The organism is uncultured Alcanivorax sp., from assembly GCF_947258575.1.
Lineage (GTDB): Bacteria > Pseudomonadota > Gammaproteobacteria > Pseudomonadales > Alcanivoracaceae > Alcanivorax.
Genome location: NZ_CAMYIV010000002.1, coordinates 1 through 14,093 on the forward strand (window position 1 = coordinate 1; position 14,093 = coordinate 14,093).

Here is a 14,093-nt window from a genome sequence, read left to right on the forward strand (position 1 = left end):
AATTCGCTGAATTCACCAATGATTAACTGTCGACCGCAGGGCGACCCATCATTGGGGTAAAGAAAAAGGGCTTACCCGATGGATAAGCCCTTTTCTTATTTGGCTCCGCCTGCTGGGCTCGAACCAGCGACCCAATGATTAACAGTCATTTGCTCTACCAACTGAGCTAAGGCGGAATGTCTTGAGGCGCGTATATTAGTGACGCCTTCCGGGGTCGTCAACACCCCGGAGGCGCGTTTGTTGCTTATTTAGCCAATGCTTGCTCAATGCGGCGCATGGCTTCTTTCAGCGTGTCCATGCCAACGGCGAAGGACAGGCGCATGCAGCCGGGCGCGCCGAAGGCGGAACCGGGTACCAGCGCCACTTCCGCGGTTTCCAGCAGCAGGGCGGCCAGGTCGGTGTCGGATTCCACGCCGTCCAGGTTGGCAATCGCTTCGGAGAAGTCCGGGAAGGCATAGAAGGTGCCGTCACCCTGGGCGCATTTCACGCCGGGCAGGGCATCCAGTGCCGCGGTGAGGTAGTCGTGGCGCTCTTTGAATGCCTTGACCATCTCGTCCACGCAGCCCTGATCGCCGGCCAGCGCGGCTTCTGCCGCTGCCTGGCTGATGGAGGCCGGGTTGGAGGTGGACTGGGACTGGACCTTTTTCATGGCCGCAATCAGCTTCTGCGGGCCGCCGGCATAGCCGATGCGCCAGCCGGTCATGGAGTAGGCCTTGGAAACGCCATTCATGACCACGGTGCGGTCGTACAGCTCCGGGCAGGCGTTGACGATGTTCACGAACGGCTTGCCGGTCCACAGGATGTGCTCGTACATGTCATCGGTGGCGATGATGATGTCCGGGTGCTTCTTCAGCACTTCACCCAGGGCCGCCAGCTCTTCGATGGAGTAGGCCATGCCGGAGGGGTTGGACGGGCTGTTGATCACGAACAGGCGGGTTTTCGGCGTGATGGCCGCTTCCAGCTGTTCCGGGGTGATCTTGAAGCGGCTGTTCACGTCGGTTTCGAGTACCTTGGGAACACCGCCGGCAACCAGCACCATGTCCGGGTAGCTGACCCAATAGGGAGCAGGGATAATGGCTTCGTCGCCGTCGTTCAGCAGGGCCAGGGCCATGTTGAAGAAGGACTGCTTGCCGCCGCTGGACACCAGGATCTGGTTGGGCTCGTAGTCCAGGCTGTTGTCGCGCTTGAACTTGTCGATGATGGCCTTTTTCAGGCCGGGAGTGCCGTCTACCGGGGTATATTTGGTCTTGCCGGCGTTGATCGCTTCAATGGCGGCTTGTTTGATATGATCCGGGGTATCGAAATCCGGCTCACCGGCACCCAGCCCAATAATGTCTTTTCCCTGTGCGCGAAGTTCACCGGCTTTGGCGGTGATGGCAAGGGTAGGGGACGGCTTGATGCGTTGTACGCGGTCGGAAAGGCTGATATCGGACATGCACTCCTCATTCGTCTAAAGAGTCGTATTGGCTGCGCTTTTGGCGCAGAAAGGGGCGTGTATTTTAGCGGGTCAGGGCTGAAATGTCCCGTATTTCCTTGTGGAGCCGGTGAGAGGTGGCGCGTCAACCGGGGCGCGGCTTGTAGGGCACGAGCTCTCTACAGAGCCTCTGTAGGAGTTCCCTTCCAGGGGACGAATCTGCGCAGGGCCTTTCAGGCCAGGTGAATACCGGCCGGACACTCTGCCATCATCCAAAACCTTCGCCCTTTGGGCGTTTCGCGCTGCGCGCGGTTCGTCCCTCGAGAGGAATTATTCGCTACGCTCACCCTTCGGGCCGCACGGAACTACGTGCGTTACTCCGCTACGCTCCGTTCCTATAGGGGTCTCGGCCTCGATTCGTTCAGCAAGCTGCATCTCCTACGGGGGAAATCCGGTGTTTCTGGCGTTGTTATTCCACCGCGCATTCACGCCGGCTCTGCTACACTATTTGCCGATTTTAAAACCATGATTTTGCTGCCTTCCTGGCTCGGGAGGGCGGCCACCAGGATATCTCCATGTCCGACAGCCTTTTCAAGCTTCACTCCGATTACCAGCCTGCCGGTGATCAGCCGAAAGCCATTGCCCAGTTGATCGAAGGGATCGACGACGGCCTGGGTCACCAGACCCTGCTGGGGGTAACCGGGTCCGGCAAGACTTTCACCATGGCCAACGTGATCGAGCAGACCGGGCGGCCCACCATCATCATGGCGCCCAACAAGACGCTGGCGGCCCAGTTGTACGGGGAGTTCAAGGAGTTCTTCCCGGAGAATGCGGTGGAGTACTTCGTTTCCTATTACGACTACTACCAGCCGGAAGCCTATGTGCCGAGCTCGGATACCTTTATCGAAAAGGATGCCTCGGTGAACGAGCAGATCGAGCAGATGCGGCTGTCTGCCACCAAGGCCATTCTGGAGCGGCCGGACACCATTATTGTGGCGACCGTGTCTGCCATTTACGGCCTGGGTGACCCGGCCAGCTACCACGCCATGGTGTTGCACCTGGTGCGCGGTGATCGCATCGACCAACGCGAGCTGCTGCGGCGGCTGGCGGAGCTGCAGTACACCCGCAATGAAATGGATTTCCGGCGTGCCACCTACCGGGTGCGCGGCGATGTGATCGATATTTTTCCGGCGGAAGAGGAAAAAGAGGCGGTTCGCATCGAGCTGTTCGATGACGAGGTGGAAACCATCAGCATCTTCGATCCGCTCACCGGCGAGGTGCTCAAGCGGGTAGGGCGCATTACCGTCTATCCCAAGAGCCATTACGTGACGCCCCGGGAGACCGTGCTCAAGGCGATCGAGATGATCAAGGAAGAGCTCACTGAACGGCTGGCCGAGCTCAAGGAACAGAACAAGCTGGTGGAAGCCCAGCGGCTGGAACAGCGGACCCGTTTCGACATCGAGATGCTGCAGGAACTGGGCTACTGCAACGGGGTGGAAAACTATTCCCGGCTGTTCTCCGGCCGGGCGCCGGGGGATGCGCCGCCGACCCTGTTTGATTACCTGCCGGAAAATGCCCTGCTGATCGCGGATGAGTCCCACGTGACCATTCCCCAGCTGGGTGCCATGTACAAGGGCGACCGTTCGCGCAAGGAAACCCTGGTGAGCTTCGGGTTCCGCCTGCCTTCTGCCATGGATAATCGGCCGCTGAAATTCGAGGAATGGGAGCGTCTGGCGCCGCAGATGGTGTTCGTGTCGGCCACGCCGGGCCCCTACGAGGCAAAATACGCGGGCCAGGTGGTGGAGCAGGTGGTGCGGCCTACCGGCCTGGTGGACCCGCAGATCGAAATCCGCCCGGCGATTACCCAGGTGGACGACTTGCTGGGCGAGGCCAAGGAGGCCATCGCCAAGGAACAGCGGGTACTGGTGACCACGCTCACCAAGCGTATGGCCGAGGATCTCACCGAATACCTGAACGAACACGGCATCAAGGTGCGCTATCTGCATTCGGACATCGACACGGTGGAGCGGGTGGAAATTATCCGCGACCTGCGGTTGGGCAAATTCGACGTGCTGGTGGGCATCAACCTGCTGCGTGAGGGTCTGGATATGCCCGAGGTGGCACTGGTGGCCATTCTGGATGCGGACAAGGAGGGCTTCCTGCGCTCGGATCGCTCGCTGATCCAGACCATTGGCCGGGCAGCGCGGAACGTGGATGGCCGTGCCATTCTCTATGCGGACAAGATGACCGGCTCCATGGAACGGGCCATCGATGAGACCAATCGACGCCGCGAGAAGCAGGAAGCCTTCAACAAGGAGCACGGCATCACGCCGCAGAAGCTCAACAAGAAGGTCCGCGACATCATGGACGACAGCGGCGGTAGCCGTTTCGACCGCAAATACAAGGGCGACAAGGGCAAGAAGGTGGCCGAGTCAGCCTCGAAATACGAAGCCATGTCCCCGGCGGAAGTGGCCCGCGAAATCAAGGCCCTGGAAAACAAGATGATGGAGCACGCCAAGAACCTGGAATTCGAGGACGCGGCGGCGACACGGGACAGGATTCATCAGCTGCGCGAGCTTGGATTTATGCGGTAAAAGGCAATTAACAGTTAACAGTGAATAGTTAACAGCGACGCGGAGCAGGATTGGTTTGGCCTGAAACCTAAGAGGCCGCGCCCACAGGTTGGGCGCGGCCTCATTGTTTGAAGATGGCGGCAAGCGTAGCTCGCGCAGCTGTTAACTGTTAACTGTTCCTTGTTCACTGAGCTCTTCCACCCAGATCAACGTCCCCGCGATCACAGCCACCGGCATGATGAACAGGTTCACCAGCGGCAGCATGGTCAGGCCCATGACCACGGCGCCGAAGGTGAGTACCAGCCAGCGTTTGCTTTTCAGGCGCTCCAGCATTACCTCAAAGGGCACCTGGCGGTTATCGGCGCCGAAGTCGATGTACTGCATGGCCAGCAGCCAGCCGGACCACAGGAACCAGATGGCCGAGGCGAACACGTTCACTACCGGGATGAAGTAGACCACCAGCACCACAAACAGAATCAGCACTGCCCGCCACAGCCAGTACCAGGTCTTGCGCAGTTCGCGCTTGAAAGTCCGCAGGATCATGGCCGGGATGGATTCGTCGGGCATGGGGTGGCCGGTGGTCTGGATGTCTACCTTTTCCGCCAGAAAGCCCATGAAGGGGGCGGCGATCAACTGCACGCCGATGGAGAAGACGCTGGCAAACAGTGCCAGCAGCAGGACCCAGACCAGCAGAATGGCGGCGTCGACCAGGAAATGCAGGGCCCCGTTGAGGAAGCTCAACGACCCGGTCAGTGCCCAGTCCGCTGTGGCCGCAGCGATCCAGCCAGCGATCCAGCTGCCGCTGAGCCAGTAGAGGCCGCCGAACACCAGGATGTTGAAGATCAGAGGAATGATCACATAGGTTCGCAGCTCCCGGCTTTTCGCCATGGTGACACTGCGTTTGAGATAGCTGATGGCGTCGGCAACTTGAGACACGGCAAATCCTTGGCTGTGAGAAAGCAGCTACAAGCTACAAGCAGACAGCGAAAAGGGAAAGCCCCTGCCGGCAAGTCTCATCCTCCCGTGCTCGTTGGAGCCTTGCTGGCAAGGTAAAGGGCTATCAGGGTCAGCCAGCCACCGTTTCCGGGTCACCGGTCCACTGTTGGAGCCTTGCTTGCAAGGCGAACGCCTTGACCGGGAGCTCTTTGCCTTGCGAGTAAGGCTCCAACGGGTGTCGGTGTAGGCAAGGGCTGGGCAGAGCGTGTGAACCGGGCCCGACTTTTGCACTTGTTTTCAATTCGCCTCCGACTTTGCAGGAGTCCATGCTTGCATGGCGAACCGCCCGGCGACGGCATGATCGCCATGTAACCAGAGCGCCCGGAGGGGCTCGGCATTCTTGGCCTTATTGTAAACAGGGCGTTGCGGCTGATGAATTCAGTCCGGGTTGTCGCTAGACTTACCCCTTTTAATGCCCACGGTGCGCCGTAATCGCTTCAGGGGGCGGCGAAAATCCCTGTTTTCGCCCAATTTTTGGCCTGTTGGCCCGAGTTTAAGCAGACACTATGCGACTGAAATCCATAAAACTGGCCGGGTTCAAATCCTTTGTGGACCCTACCACCACCAATTTCCCGGAGAATCTCACCGCCGTGGTGGGGCCCAACGGGTGTGGGAAGTCCAATATCATTGATGCGGTCCGCTGGGTGATGGGGGAATCTTCCGCCAAGCACCTGCGTGGTGAGTCCATGGCGGACGTGATCTTCAATGGCTCCAATGCCCGCAAGCCTGTGGCCCAGGCCTCCATCGAGCTGATCTTCGATAACTCCGATGCCACTGTCACCGGCGAATACGGCAAGTTCAACGAGATCTCGGTGAAGCGCCAGGTCACCCGCGACGGCCAGTCCAACTATTTCCTCAACGGCACCAAGTGCCGGCGCAAGGACATTTCCGACATCTTCCTGGGCACCGGCCTGGGCCCGCGCAGCTACGCGATTATCGAGCAGGGGATGATTTCCCGTCTGATCGAAGCCAAGCCGGAAGAGCTGCGGGTCTATATCGAAGAAGCGGCAGGGATTTCCAAGTACAAGGCCCGCCGTCGCGAGACCGAAAACCGCATCCGCCGCACCCGGGAGAACCTGGAACGCCTCACCGATATCCGTGACGAGCTGGAGCGCCAGCTGGAGCGCCTCAGCCGTCAGGCCAGCGCGGCGGAAAAGTACAAGCAGTACAAGGAAGAGGAGCGCCTCAAGGGCGCCCAGCTCAAGGCGTTGCGCTGGAAGGGGCTGGATGGCCAGGTAAAGCAGCTCGACCACGTGATTGGCGAGCTGGATGTCTCCATGGAAGCCAAGGTGGCCGAGCAGCGCCATGTGGACGCAGAAGTGGAGCGCCTGCGTGAGAAGCACCACGAGGTGCAGGAACACTTCAACCAGGTGCAGCAGCATTTCTACGCCCTGGGCGCGGAAGTGGCGCGGCTGGAACAGAGCATTCAACACCAGCGCGAGCGCAAGCAGCAGCTCTATGAAGAGCTGGACCAGATCAAGGCCAGCTGGCAGGAATCCGATGAACACCTGCGGGTGGACAGCGAGAAGGTGGCGGAACTGGATGCCATCCTCGCCGAGCGCGAGCCGGAGCTGGAGCTGATCAGTGAGCAGCAGGAAGCGTCCGCCGAGGCGTTGGCCCTGGCCGAAGAAACCATGCAGAACTGGCAGCAGGAGTGGGAAGAATTCAACGGCCAGTCCGGGGAATCCCGCCGCCAGGCCGAGGTGGAGCAGTCCCGCATTCAGCATCTGGAAAAATCCCAGGATCGCCTGAAAGAGCGGATCGAGCGCCTCAAGAAAGAACAGGAATCCCTGGATTCCGGTCCGCTGGCCCAGGAAATGCGCCAGCTGGAAGAGCAGGTGGAACAATATCGCGGCCAGTCAGAAGAAAACGAACTGCGCAGCGAATCCCTGCAGGAAGACATCAACCGCATGCGCCGGGAAAACGGCGACCGGGGCCGTCAGCTGGACGAGGCCCGCGAGAAGCTGCAAACCCTGAAGGGCCGTCGTACCTCTCTGGAAGCCTTGCAAAAAGCCGCCATGGGCGATGATGGGGCGGTGAGCGACTGGCTCAACCGTCACGAGCTGGATGCCGAACCGCGCCTGGCCGATCAGGTGCAGGTAGACGAAGGGTGGGAAAAGGCCCTGGAAGCGGTGCTGGGTGACAGCATCCAGGCGGTGGCGATCAGCGGCCTGGACCAGGTCAGCGACTGGCTGGGCGATCTGTCCCATGGCCGCCTGGCCCTGTTCAGCCCGGCCTCGGTGAAGGGCTCAGGCAGCAAGGGCAAACTGCTCCGAGATCATGTACAGGGCCAGGTACCGGAAGGCCTGCTCGCCGGCGTCTATGTGGCGGATGACCTGAACGCCGCTCTGGCCCTGCGCGGGCAACTGGACGCTTACGAATCCGTGGTCACCCGTGACGGCATCTGCCTGGGCCCGGACTGGCTGAAAGTGGCCAAAGAGGAAGATCAGGAAGCCGGTATTCTCGAGCGCCGTCGCGAGCTGGAGCAACTGGAGGGCGAGATCGAGACCCTGCAGGCCACCGTGGACGACCTGAAAGAACAACTGGACAGCACCCGGGAACAGATCGGTGAACTGGAAGAAGAGCGCGAGGACGTGCAGCGCCAGGCCAGCCGCATCAACCGGGAGCTGGGTGAGATCAATGCCCAGGTCAGCGCCCGCCAGGTGCGTCTGGAGCAGATCACCATGCGCCGTGAGCGTCTGGGCCGTGAGCTGGAAGAAGCCAATGAGCAGCACGCCCAGGAACAGGAACAGATGAAAGAGGCTCGGGGTGTGCTGGCAGAAGCGCTGGACGCCATGGAGGCCGACAGCGGTCAGCGTGAAGCCTTGCTGTCCCGCCGTGATGAGCTGCGCTTGCGTCTGGATGAGGCACGCCAGAAAGCCCGCCATGCCCGTGACCAGTCCCACCATCTGGCCATGGAAGTGCAGGGCGCCCGCACTCAGGCGGATTCCCTGCGCCAGAATCTGAGCCGCCTGGAATCGCAGGTGCAGGCCCTGGCCGAGCGCAAGGCGCTGCTGGAAGAGCAGACCAACGAGGGCGACGAGCCGGGCACCGAGCTGCAGATGCAGCTGGAAGAGAAACTGGAAGTGCGCCTGGAAGCGGAGCACAAGCTCACCGAGGCCCGCCGTGAACTGGAAGCGGTGGACCACGAGATGCGTAACCTGGAAGGCCAGCGCGGCCAGTTCGAGCGCCAGGCCCAGGAAATCCGCAGCACCATGGATCAGAAGCGGATGCAGTGGCAGGACCTGACCACCCGCCGCCAGACCGTGGCCGAGCAGCTGGGCGAGCACAACTTCGACTTGGACACCGTGCTGGAAAACCTGCCCGAGGAAGCCAACGAGCAGGAGTGGGCCCGGGAAATGGATATGATCGGCCAGCGTATTTCACGGTTGGGCCAGATCAACCTGGCGGCCATCGACGAATACCAGCAGCAGTCCGAGCGCAAGAACTACCTGGACAGCCAGAACGCGGACCTGGAAGACGCGCTCAACACCCTGGAAAACGCCATTCGCAAGATCGACCGGGAAACCCGGGCGCGCTTCAAGGAATACTTCGACCGCATCAACCGGGGCCTGCAGGAACTGTTCCCCAAGGTGTTCGGCGGCGGTCACGCCTACCTGGAGCTCACCGGCGACGACCTGCTCGATACCGGTGTGACGATCATGGCGCGGCCCCCGGGCAAGCGCAACAGCACCATTCACCTGTTGTCAGGCGGGGAGAAGGCGTTGACCGCTTTGTCCCTGGTATTCAGTATCTTCCAGCTCAACCCGGCACCATTCTGTCTCCTCGATGAGGTGGATGCGCCGCTGGACGATGCGAACGTGGGGCGTTTCTGTAACCTGGTGTCGGAAATGTCCGCAAAAGTACAATTCATCTACATTACTCATAACAAGATTGCGATGGAGATGGCTGCTACCCTGATGGGGGTCACCATGCACGAGCCTGGTGTGTCCCGTCTGGTATCGGTCGATGTGGAAGAAGCTGCCGAAATGGCGGCTATGTAAGGCAATCCGGTGCTCTCCGTAATGGTGGCACTTCAGCGCAAGCAAGGAAGATGAGGCAATGGGCCTGAATCTGGAAACATTGATTGGCATTCTGGTTATTTTGATCCTGCTGATCCTGGCGGACGGTGTCCGTCGTATGATCAAGGAACGGCAGGGTCGGCTGCGTATGCGTATCGACCCGCGTTACCGGGATGCTCAGGAAGACGAACCCGAGAAAAGCGATTACAACCCGGAGCTGATTGGCACCGCCCGTGTGGTACGTCGGGCCATGGAAATGGACTCGCAGGAGCGGGCTGACGCGCCGCCCACCATGATGGAGCCGGACGAAGCCGTTACCGAAGAGATCCCCACCGCCGAACAACAGAACCTGTTCGACGGCGACAGGGAGCCCGAGCCGGTGGACGAGCCCAAGACATACCGGGAACCGCCGAAACAACCGGAACCGCCCCGCGAGCCGCCGAAACCGGCAGTGGAGCAACGGCCTGTCGAGAAGAAACCGGTCGAGCGACCGCAGGAAAGAAAGACGGAGCGCCACCGCGAACCCCAGCCGGTGCTGGAAGTGATCGTGGTGCACCTGATTGCCCATCGTGGCGCGCCCTTTGCCGGTAACGATCTGCTGCGATTGCTGCTGGAATCCGGCCTGCGTTACGGGCAGATGAACATCTTCCATCGGCATGTCACTCTGGATGGCCGCGATGAGCTGCAGTTTTCCATGGCTAATGCGGTAGAGCCGGGCACCTTCGACCTGGACACCATGGAAGAGAAAACCTTTGCCGGTGTGACCTTCTTCCTGAAACTGCCGGGTGCCACGGACGCTCTGGGTGCGCTGGACAAGATGCTGTCCATCTGCCGCCGCCTGGCCAGTGAGCTGGATGGTGACCTGAAAGACGAACAGCACAGTGTGCTGACCCCGCAGACCATGGAACATTTGCGCCAGCGGGTGCAGGAATTCGAACGTCGTCAGCGGGTGCCGAGCGCGTAAAAAGCAGCTACTAGCTTCGAGCTGCTAGCTGCGAGGAAAAGCCGCACCGTTGCGGGCTGGAACGTAGGGTGCACTGAGCCTACGCGAACTGCACCATGCAAAGGCCGGAAAGGTGCAGTTCGCTTGGGCTCAGTGCACCCTACGTTTATTACGGCACCGTAGGAGCGCCGCTTGAGGCGCGAACCGGTGGAAAGAAGGCAACACCGATACAGCGCCGGTTCGCGCCTCAACCCGCCTCCTAAAAAGATAAGACACAGGAAATCCCCGTCCCGTGAGCCAGCCTTCCCAAGACATCATTCACAAAGCCCAGCACCTCCGCGATCAGCTCAATGACTGGTCCTATCGCTATTATGTGCTCGACGATCCGGCGGTGCCGGATGCGGAGTACGATCGTATTTATCGGGAATTGCAGGCCCTGGAGGCGGCGCATCCGTCGTTGGTGTCTGCGGATTCGCCCACCCAGCGGGTGGGCGATGTGCCGTTGGAGGCGTTCGATCAGGTGCAGCACGAAGTGCCCATGCTCAGCCTGGACAACGCTTTTGATGATGACGAGTTGCGTGCCTTCGACAAGCGAGTGCGTGAGCGACTGGATGTGTCGGACGCCGTGGATTATGTGGCCGAGCCCAAGCTGGACGGGTTGGCGATTTCCCTGTTGTATCTGGACGGCGAACTGGTTCGGGCGGCAACCCGTGGCGATGGCCAGACCGGTGAGAACATCACCGTTAATGCCCGCACCATACGTTCTGTACCTTTGACCCTACGGGGTGACAAGGTGCCTTCGCGGCTTGAGGTTCGGGGCGAAGTCGTGATGCCCCATGAGGGCTTTGCGGCGCTGAACGCCCGGCAGGAAGAGGCGGGGCAGAAGGTCTTCGCCAACCCCCGCAATGCCGCCGCCGGTAGCCTGCGGCAACTGGATTCGCGGATCACTGCCAGTCGACCGCTGGAGTTTTACGCCTATTCCATGGCGCAACTGGAAGGCGTCCCCGAACCGGCCACCCACGCCGACATGCTCGATGCCCTGCGCAGCTGGAGTTTGCGAGTCAATCCGGAAGTGCGCGTGTGTGCAGGGGTCGAGGCATTGCTGGATTTCTACCACGGCATTCTGGAAAAGCGTGACCGCCTCGGTTACGACATCGATGGTGTGGTCTACAAGGTCAACCGGTTTGATTGGCAGCGGGACCTGGGCTTTGTCAGCCGGGCACCGCGCTGGGCGATTGCCCACAAGTTTCCTGCCCAGGAAGAACTCACTGTGCTCAACGGCGTGGACTGGCAGGTGGGGCGCACTGGTGCCCTGACCCCGGTGGCGCGGCTGGAGCCGGTGCAGGTGGGTGGCGTTACCGTGAGCAACGCCACCTTGCACAATATCGACGAAATCCAGCGGCTGGATATTCGCATTGGCGATACCGTGGTGGTGTACCGGGCCGGGGATGTGATCCCCAAGGTAGTACGGGCGTTGCCGGAACGGCGCCCGGCGGAGGCACAGGGTATTTCCCTGCCGCCGAGCTGTCCGGTGTGTGGCAGCGAGATTCTCCGTGGTGATGACCAGGTGGTGGCCCGTTGTACCGGTGGCCTGATCTGCGGCGCTCAGCAGCGTGAGGCGATCAAGCATTTTGCCTCGCGCCGGGCCATGGATATCGATGGCCTGGGCGACAAGCTGGTGGATGCGCTGGTGGATCAGCAGCTCATTGCCACCGTGGCCGATCTTTACCGGCTGAAGGCGGAGCAGGTGGCTGGCCTTGAGCGCATGGGCGAAAAGTCTGCGGATAACCTGATCGCCGCGCTGGAAGATTCCAAGACGGTGGGCCTGGGGCGTTTTCTGTTTGCCCTGGGCATTTTGCAGATTGGCGAGGAAACGGCCAAAAGCCTGGCGGACTGTTTTGGTGACCTGGACACGATTCGTCGGGCCCCGTTGTTATTGCTGCTGGCGGTGCCGGATGTGGGCATGGAAGTGGCCAAGGCCATTGGCGCCTTCTTTGCCGAAGCCGATAACGAGGCAGTGATTGATGGCCTGCTGGCCGCCGGGGTGAACCCGCAGTCCAGCGGTGAACCGTCTGCGGCGTTTGTGAACGGCCTGACATTGGCGCAGCTGCTGAAATCCGCGAAGCGGTTGGGGATGAACCTTGAGGGTATCGGTGACAAGTCACTGGACGCGCTGGGCAACCATTACCGCAGCGTTACCGAGCTGAGTGCCGGGGCTGCGGAAGGCGCCGGTGCAGAACCCAAAGGGGTACGCTCCGGTGTGATGACGCAGCTGGCCAAGGCATTGGCGGACAACAGCTGGCAGGCCCGCTTGCAGGACGCTGAAGCCATGGTGGCCGAGCTGGTCGCCCGCGCTCCGGCGCAGACGGAAAGTCGCCCCCTGGAAGGGCAGACCTGGGTGCTCACTGGCACTCTGGAACAATTCACCCGTGACCAGGCAAAGCAGGGCCTGCAGCAGTTGGGAGCCAAAGTGTCCGGCTCGGTGTCCAAGAATACATCCATGGTAGTGGCCGGCGCTGCCGCCGGTTCCAAGCTTGCCAAGGCGGAGTCCCTGGGGGTTGAGGTCTGTGATGAGGCCGCGCTACTGTCCGTATTCGAACAACACGGTATTGATCCGGGAGCATTATGAGAATCAGGCTTACCCTGCTGTTGGCGGCACTGCTTCTGGGTGGCTGCGCTGGCACCCCGACCCAGACAGACAATGTCTGTGCGGTGTTCGACCAGCGGGGTGGCTGGTTCAACAACTGGTACAAGTACGCCAAGAACACGGAAAAGGAATACGGCGTGCCGGTACCGGTGTTAATGGCGACCATCTACAAGGAATCTGGCTTCAATGCCCGGGCCAAACCGCCCCGTACCAAGCTGTTGGGGTTTATCCCCTGGAAGCGGCCTTCCTCGGCCTACGGTTATCCCCAGGCGCTGGATTCCACCTGGCAATGGTATCAGGATGACACCGGTCGCCATGGTGCAGATCGCGATGACTTCAAAGATGCGGTGCGGTTTGTGGGCTGGTATCACTATCAGAGCCACAGGAAAAACGGCGTCGCCCGTAACGATACCTACAACTTGTACCTCAATTATTATGCAGGTCACGGCGGTTATGCCCGTGGCACCTGGAAGAACAATAAATGGATGAAGGGCGCGGCACAGCGCACCGCCAGCATGGCTAACCGCTATCAGCAGCAGATGAATAGCTGCGGGCGGTAGGAGAGCAGCTTCTAGCTACGAGCTGGAAGCTAAATCAAAACCTTCCGGCGCTGTTTCGCGTTGATTCATTTAGCAACAAACTTGCCCGCGTTGCCGCTAGCAGCTCGCAGCTAGTCACTGCCTTTTACCGCTGAACTGCCGTTTTTCCGGTCTTATCGGAATCCGGTCGGTTTGAATGTGGTTCGCTGTGAAAATGTGATCAGAAGCACAAAAAAGGTCTTTGCGGACCGATGGATTAAGGGGAACACACTTTGCGTTTTGTATTCGGTCTGCTGCTGTGGGCAGGTGGGGCCATGGCCGCGTATGCCATGCAGGTGGACAAGGCCATTGTTCATTTTCCCGCCGACAAATCACCGCGTCAGGATGTGGTCATCGGTAATCCCGGTGAGGAGCCCCTGTTTGTGGATGTGGGCATTCTTACCGTGAGTGATCCCGGTACCGATCGTGAGCAGCGCTTGCCGGTGAAGGATCCGGAGTCTGCGCCTTTAATTGCAACGCCACGACGGCTGATGGTGCCGCCGGGAGGAAGCCGCCGGGTGCGACTGGTGAATCTGGATGGTAATGGCGACATGGAGAAGGTCTACCGGGTAGATCTGAAGCCTGTGGCGCCGCCGGAGCAGATGGAGGGCACCGGAGTACGGGTGCTGGTGGGTTACCAGCTGCTGGTGTTTGTGGCCCCGTCGCAAAGCGGGGTGTCGCTGGAAGGCCAGCGCGATGGCAAGTCCCTGACGTTGACCAACAAGGGCAACGTCAATGTGCTGCTGCATGAAGGGGAGCAGTGCCCACCGAGCCCGTCGACCCAGCCCTGTCAGCCAGTGCAGGGGCGCCGCCTCTATCCGGGTAACAGCGTTACCCTGGCATTACCCATGGATGCGCCGGTGCGTTTCAATCTCACCACTGCCGGTGAGACCCGGCAGCAGCGTTACCCCTGATCGGAA

At 60.5% G+C, this 14,093-nt stretch carries 8 protein-coding genes and 1 tRNA gene; 6 read left to right on the forward strand and 3 right to left on the reverse strand.

Annotation, left to right across the window (positions count from 1 at the left end; all coding sequences use genetic code 11):
• Positions 1-100: 100 nt before the first annotated feature.
• Together Q0Y02_RS00170 and Q0Y02_RS00175 are read right to left on the reverse strand one after the other, a co-directional pair.
• Positions 101-176 (reverse strand) — tRNA-Asn (locus Q0Y02_RS00170).
• A gap of 68 nt (positions 177-244) precedes the next feature.
• Positions 245-1,435 carry a pyridoxal phosphate-dependent aminotransferase gene (locus tag Q0Y02_RS00175; RefSeq protein ID WP_297762695.1) on the reverse strand — a complete coding sequence of 397 codons (1,191 nt, stop codon included), beginning with the start codon at positions 1,433-1,435 and terminating at the stop codon, positions 245-247.
• A 554-nt stretch (positions 1,436-1,989) separates the two neighbouring features.
• On the opposite strand from Q0Y02_RS00175, the gene uvrB reads away from it, so the two are divergent.
• Positions 1,990-4,008 (forward strand): excinuclease ABC subunit UvrB, encoded by a 2,019-nt coding sequence (uvrB, locus tag Q0Y02_RS00180; RefSeq protein WP_297762697.1) that lies wholly within the window; start codon positions 1,990-1,992, stop codon positions 4,006-4,008.
• A gap of 141 nt (positions 4,009-4,149) precedes the next feature.
• Here the strand turns inward: uvrB and cysZ are convergent, their stop codons facing one another.
• Positions 4,150-4,923, reverse strand: coding sequence for a sulfate transporter CysZ (gene cysZ, locus Q0Y02_RS00185; RefSeq protein ID WP_297762699.1), 774 nt, complete (start codon positions 4,921-4,923; stop codon positions 4,150-4,152).
• Between the two features lie 566 nt (positions 4,924-5,489).
• Between cysZ and smc the strand changes: the two genes are divergently transcribed.
• The 5 genes from smc (at position 5,490) to Q0Y02_RS00210 (ending at position 14,087) form a co-directional block, all read left to right on the forward strand.
• Positions 5,490-8,987: a chromosome segregation protein SMC gene (gene smc / locus Q0Y02_RS00190; protein WP_297762702.1), complete on the forward strand. Its 3,498-nt coding sequence runs from the start codon at positions 5,490-5,492 to the stop codon at positions 8,985-8,987.
• Between the two features lie 58 nt (positions 8,988-9,045).
• Positions 9,046-9,969, forward strand: coding sequence for a cell division protein ZipA (gene zipA / locus Q0Y02_RS00195; RefSeq protein ID WP_297762704.1), 924 nt, complete (start codon positions 9,046-9,048; stop codon positions 9,967-9,969).
• Between the two features lie 271 nt (positions 9,970-10,240).
• Positions 10,241-12,577, forward strand: a complete 2,337-nt coding sequence (ligA, locus tag Q0Y02_RS00200; RefSeq protein ID WP_297762706.1) for an NAD-dependent DNA ligase LigA — start codon at positions 10,241-10,243, stop codon at positions 12,575-12,577.
• Entirely contained in the window at positions 12,574-13,155 is a 582-nt protein-coding gene (locus Q0Y02_RS00205) for a transglycosylase SLT domain-containing protein (protein ID WP_297762708.1), read from the forward strand. Before ligA ends, Q0Y02_RS00205 begins: the two co-directional genes overlap by 4 nt.
• Positions 13,156-13,406: 251 nt before the next feature.
• Positions 13,407-14,087, forward strand: coding sequence for a fimbria/pilus periplasmic chaperone (locus tag Q0Y02_RS00210; RefSeq protein WP_297762710.1), 681 nt, complete (start codon positions 13,407-13,409; stop codon positions 14,085-14,087).
• Positions 14,088-14,093: the final 6 nt, after the last annotated feature.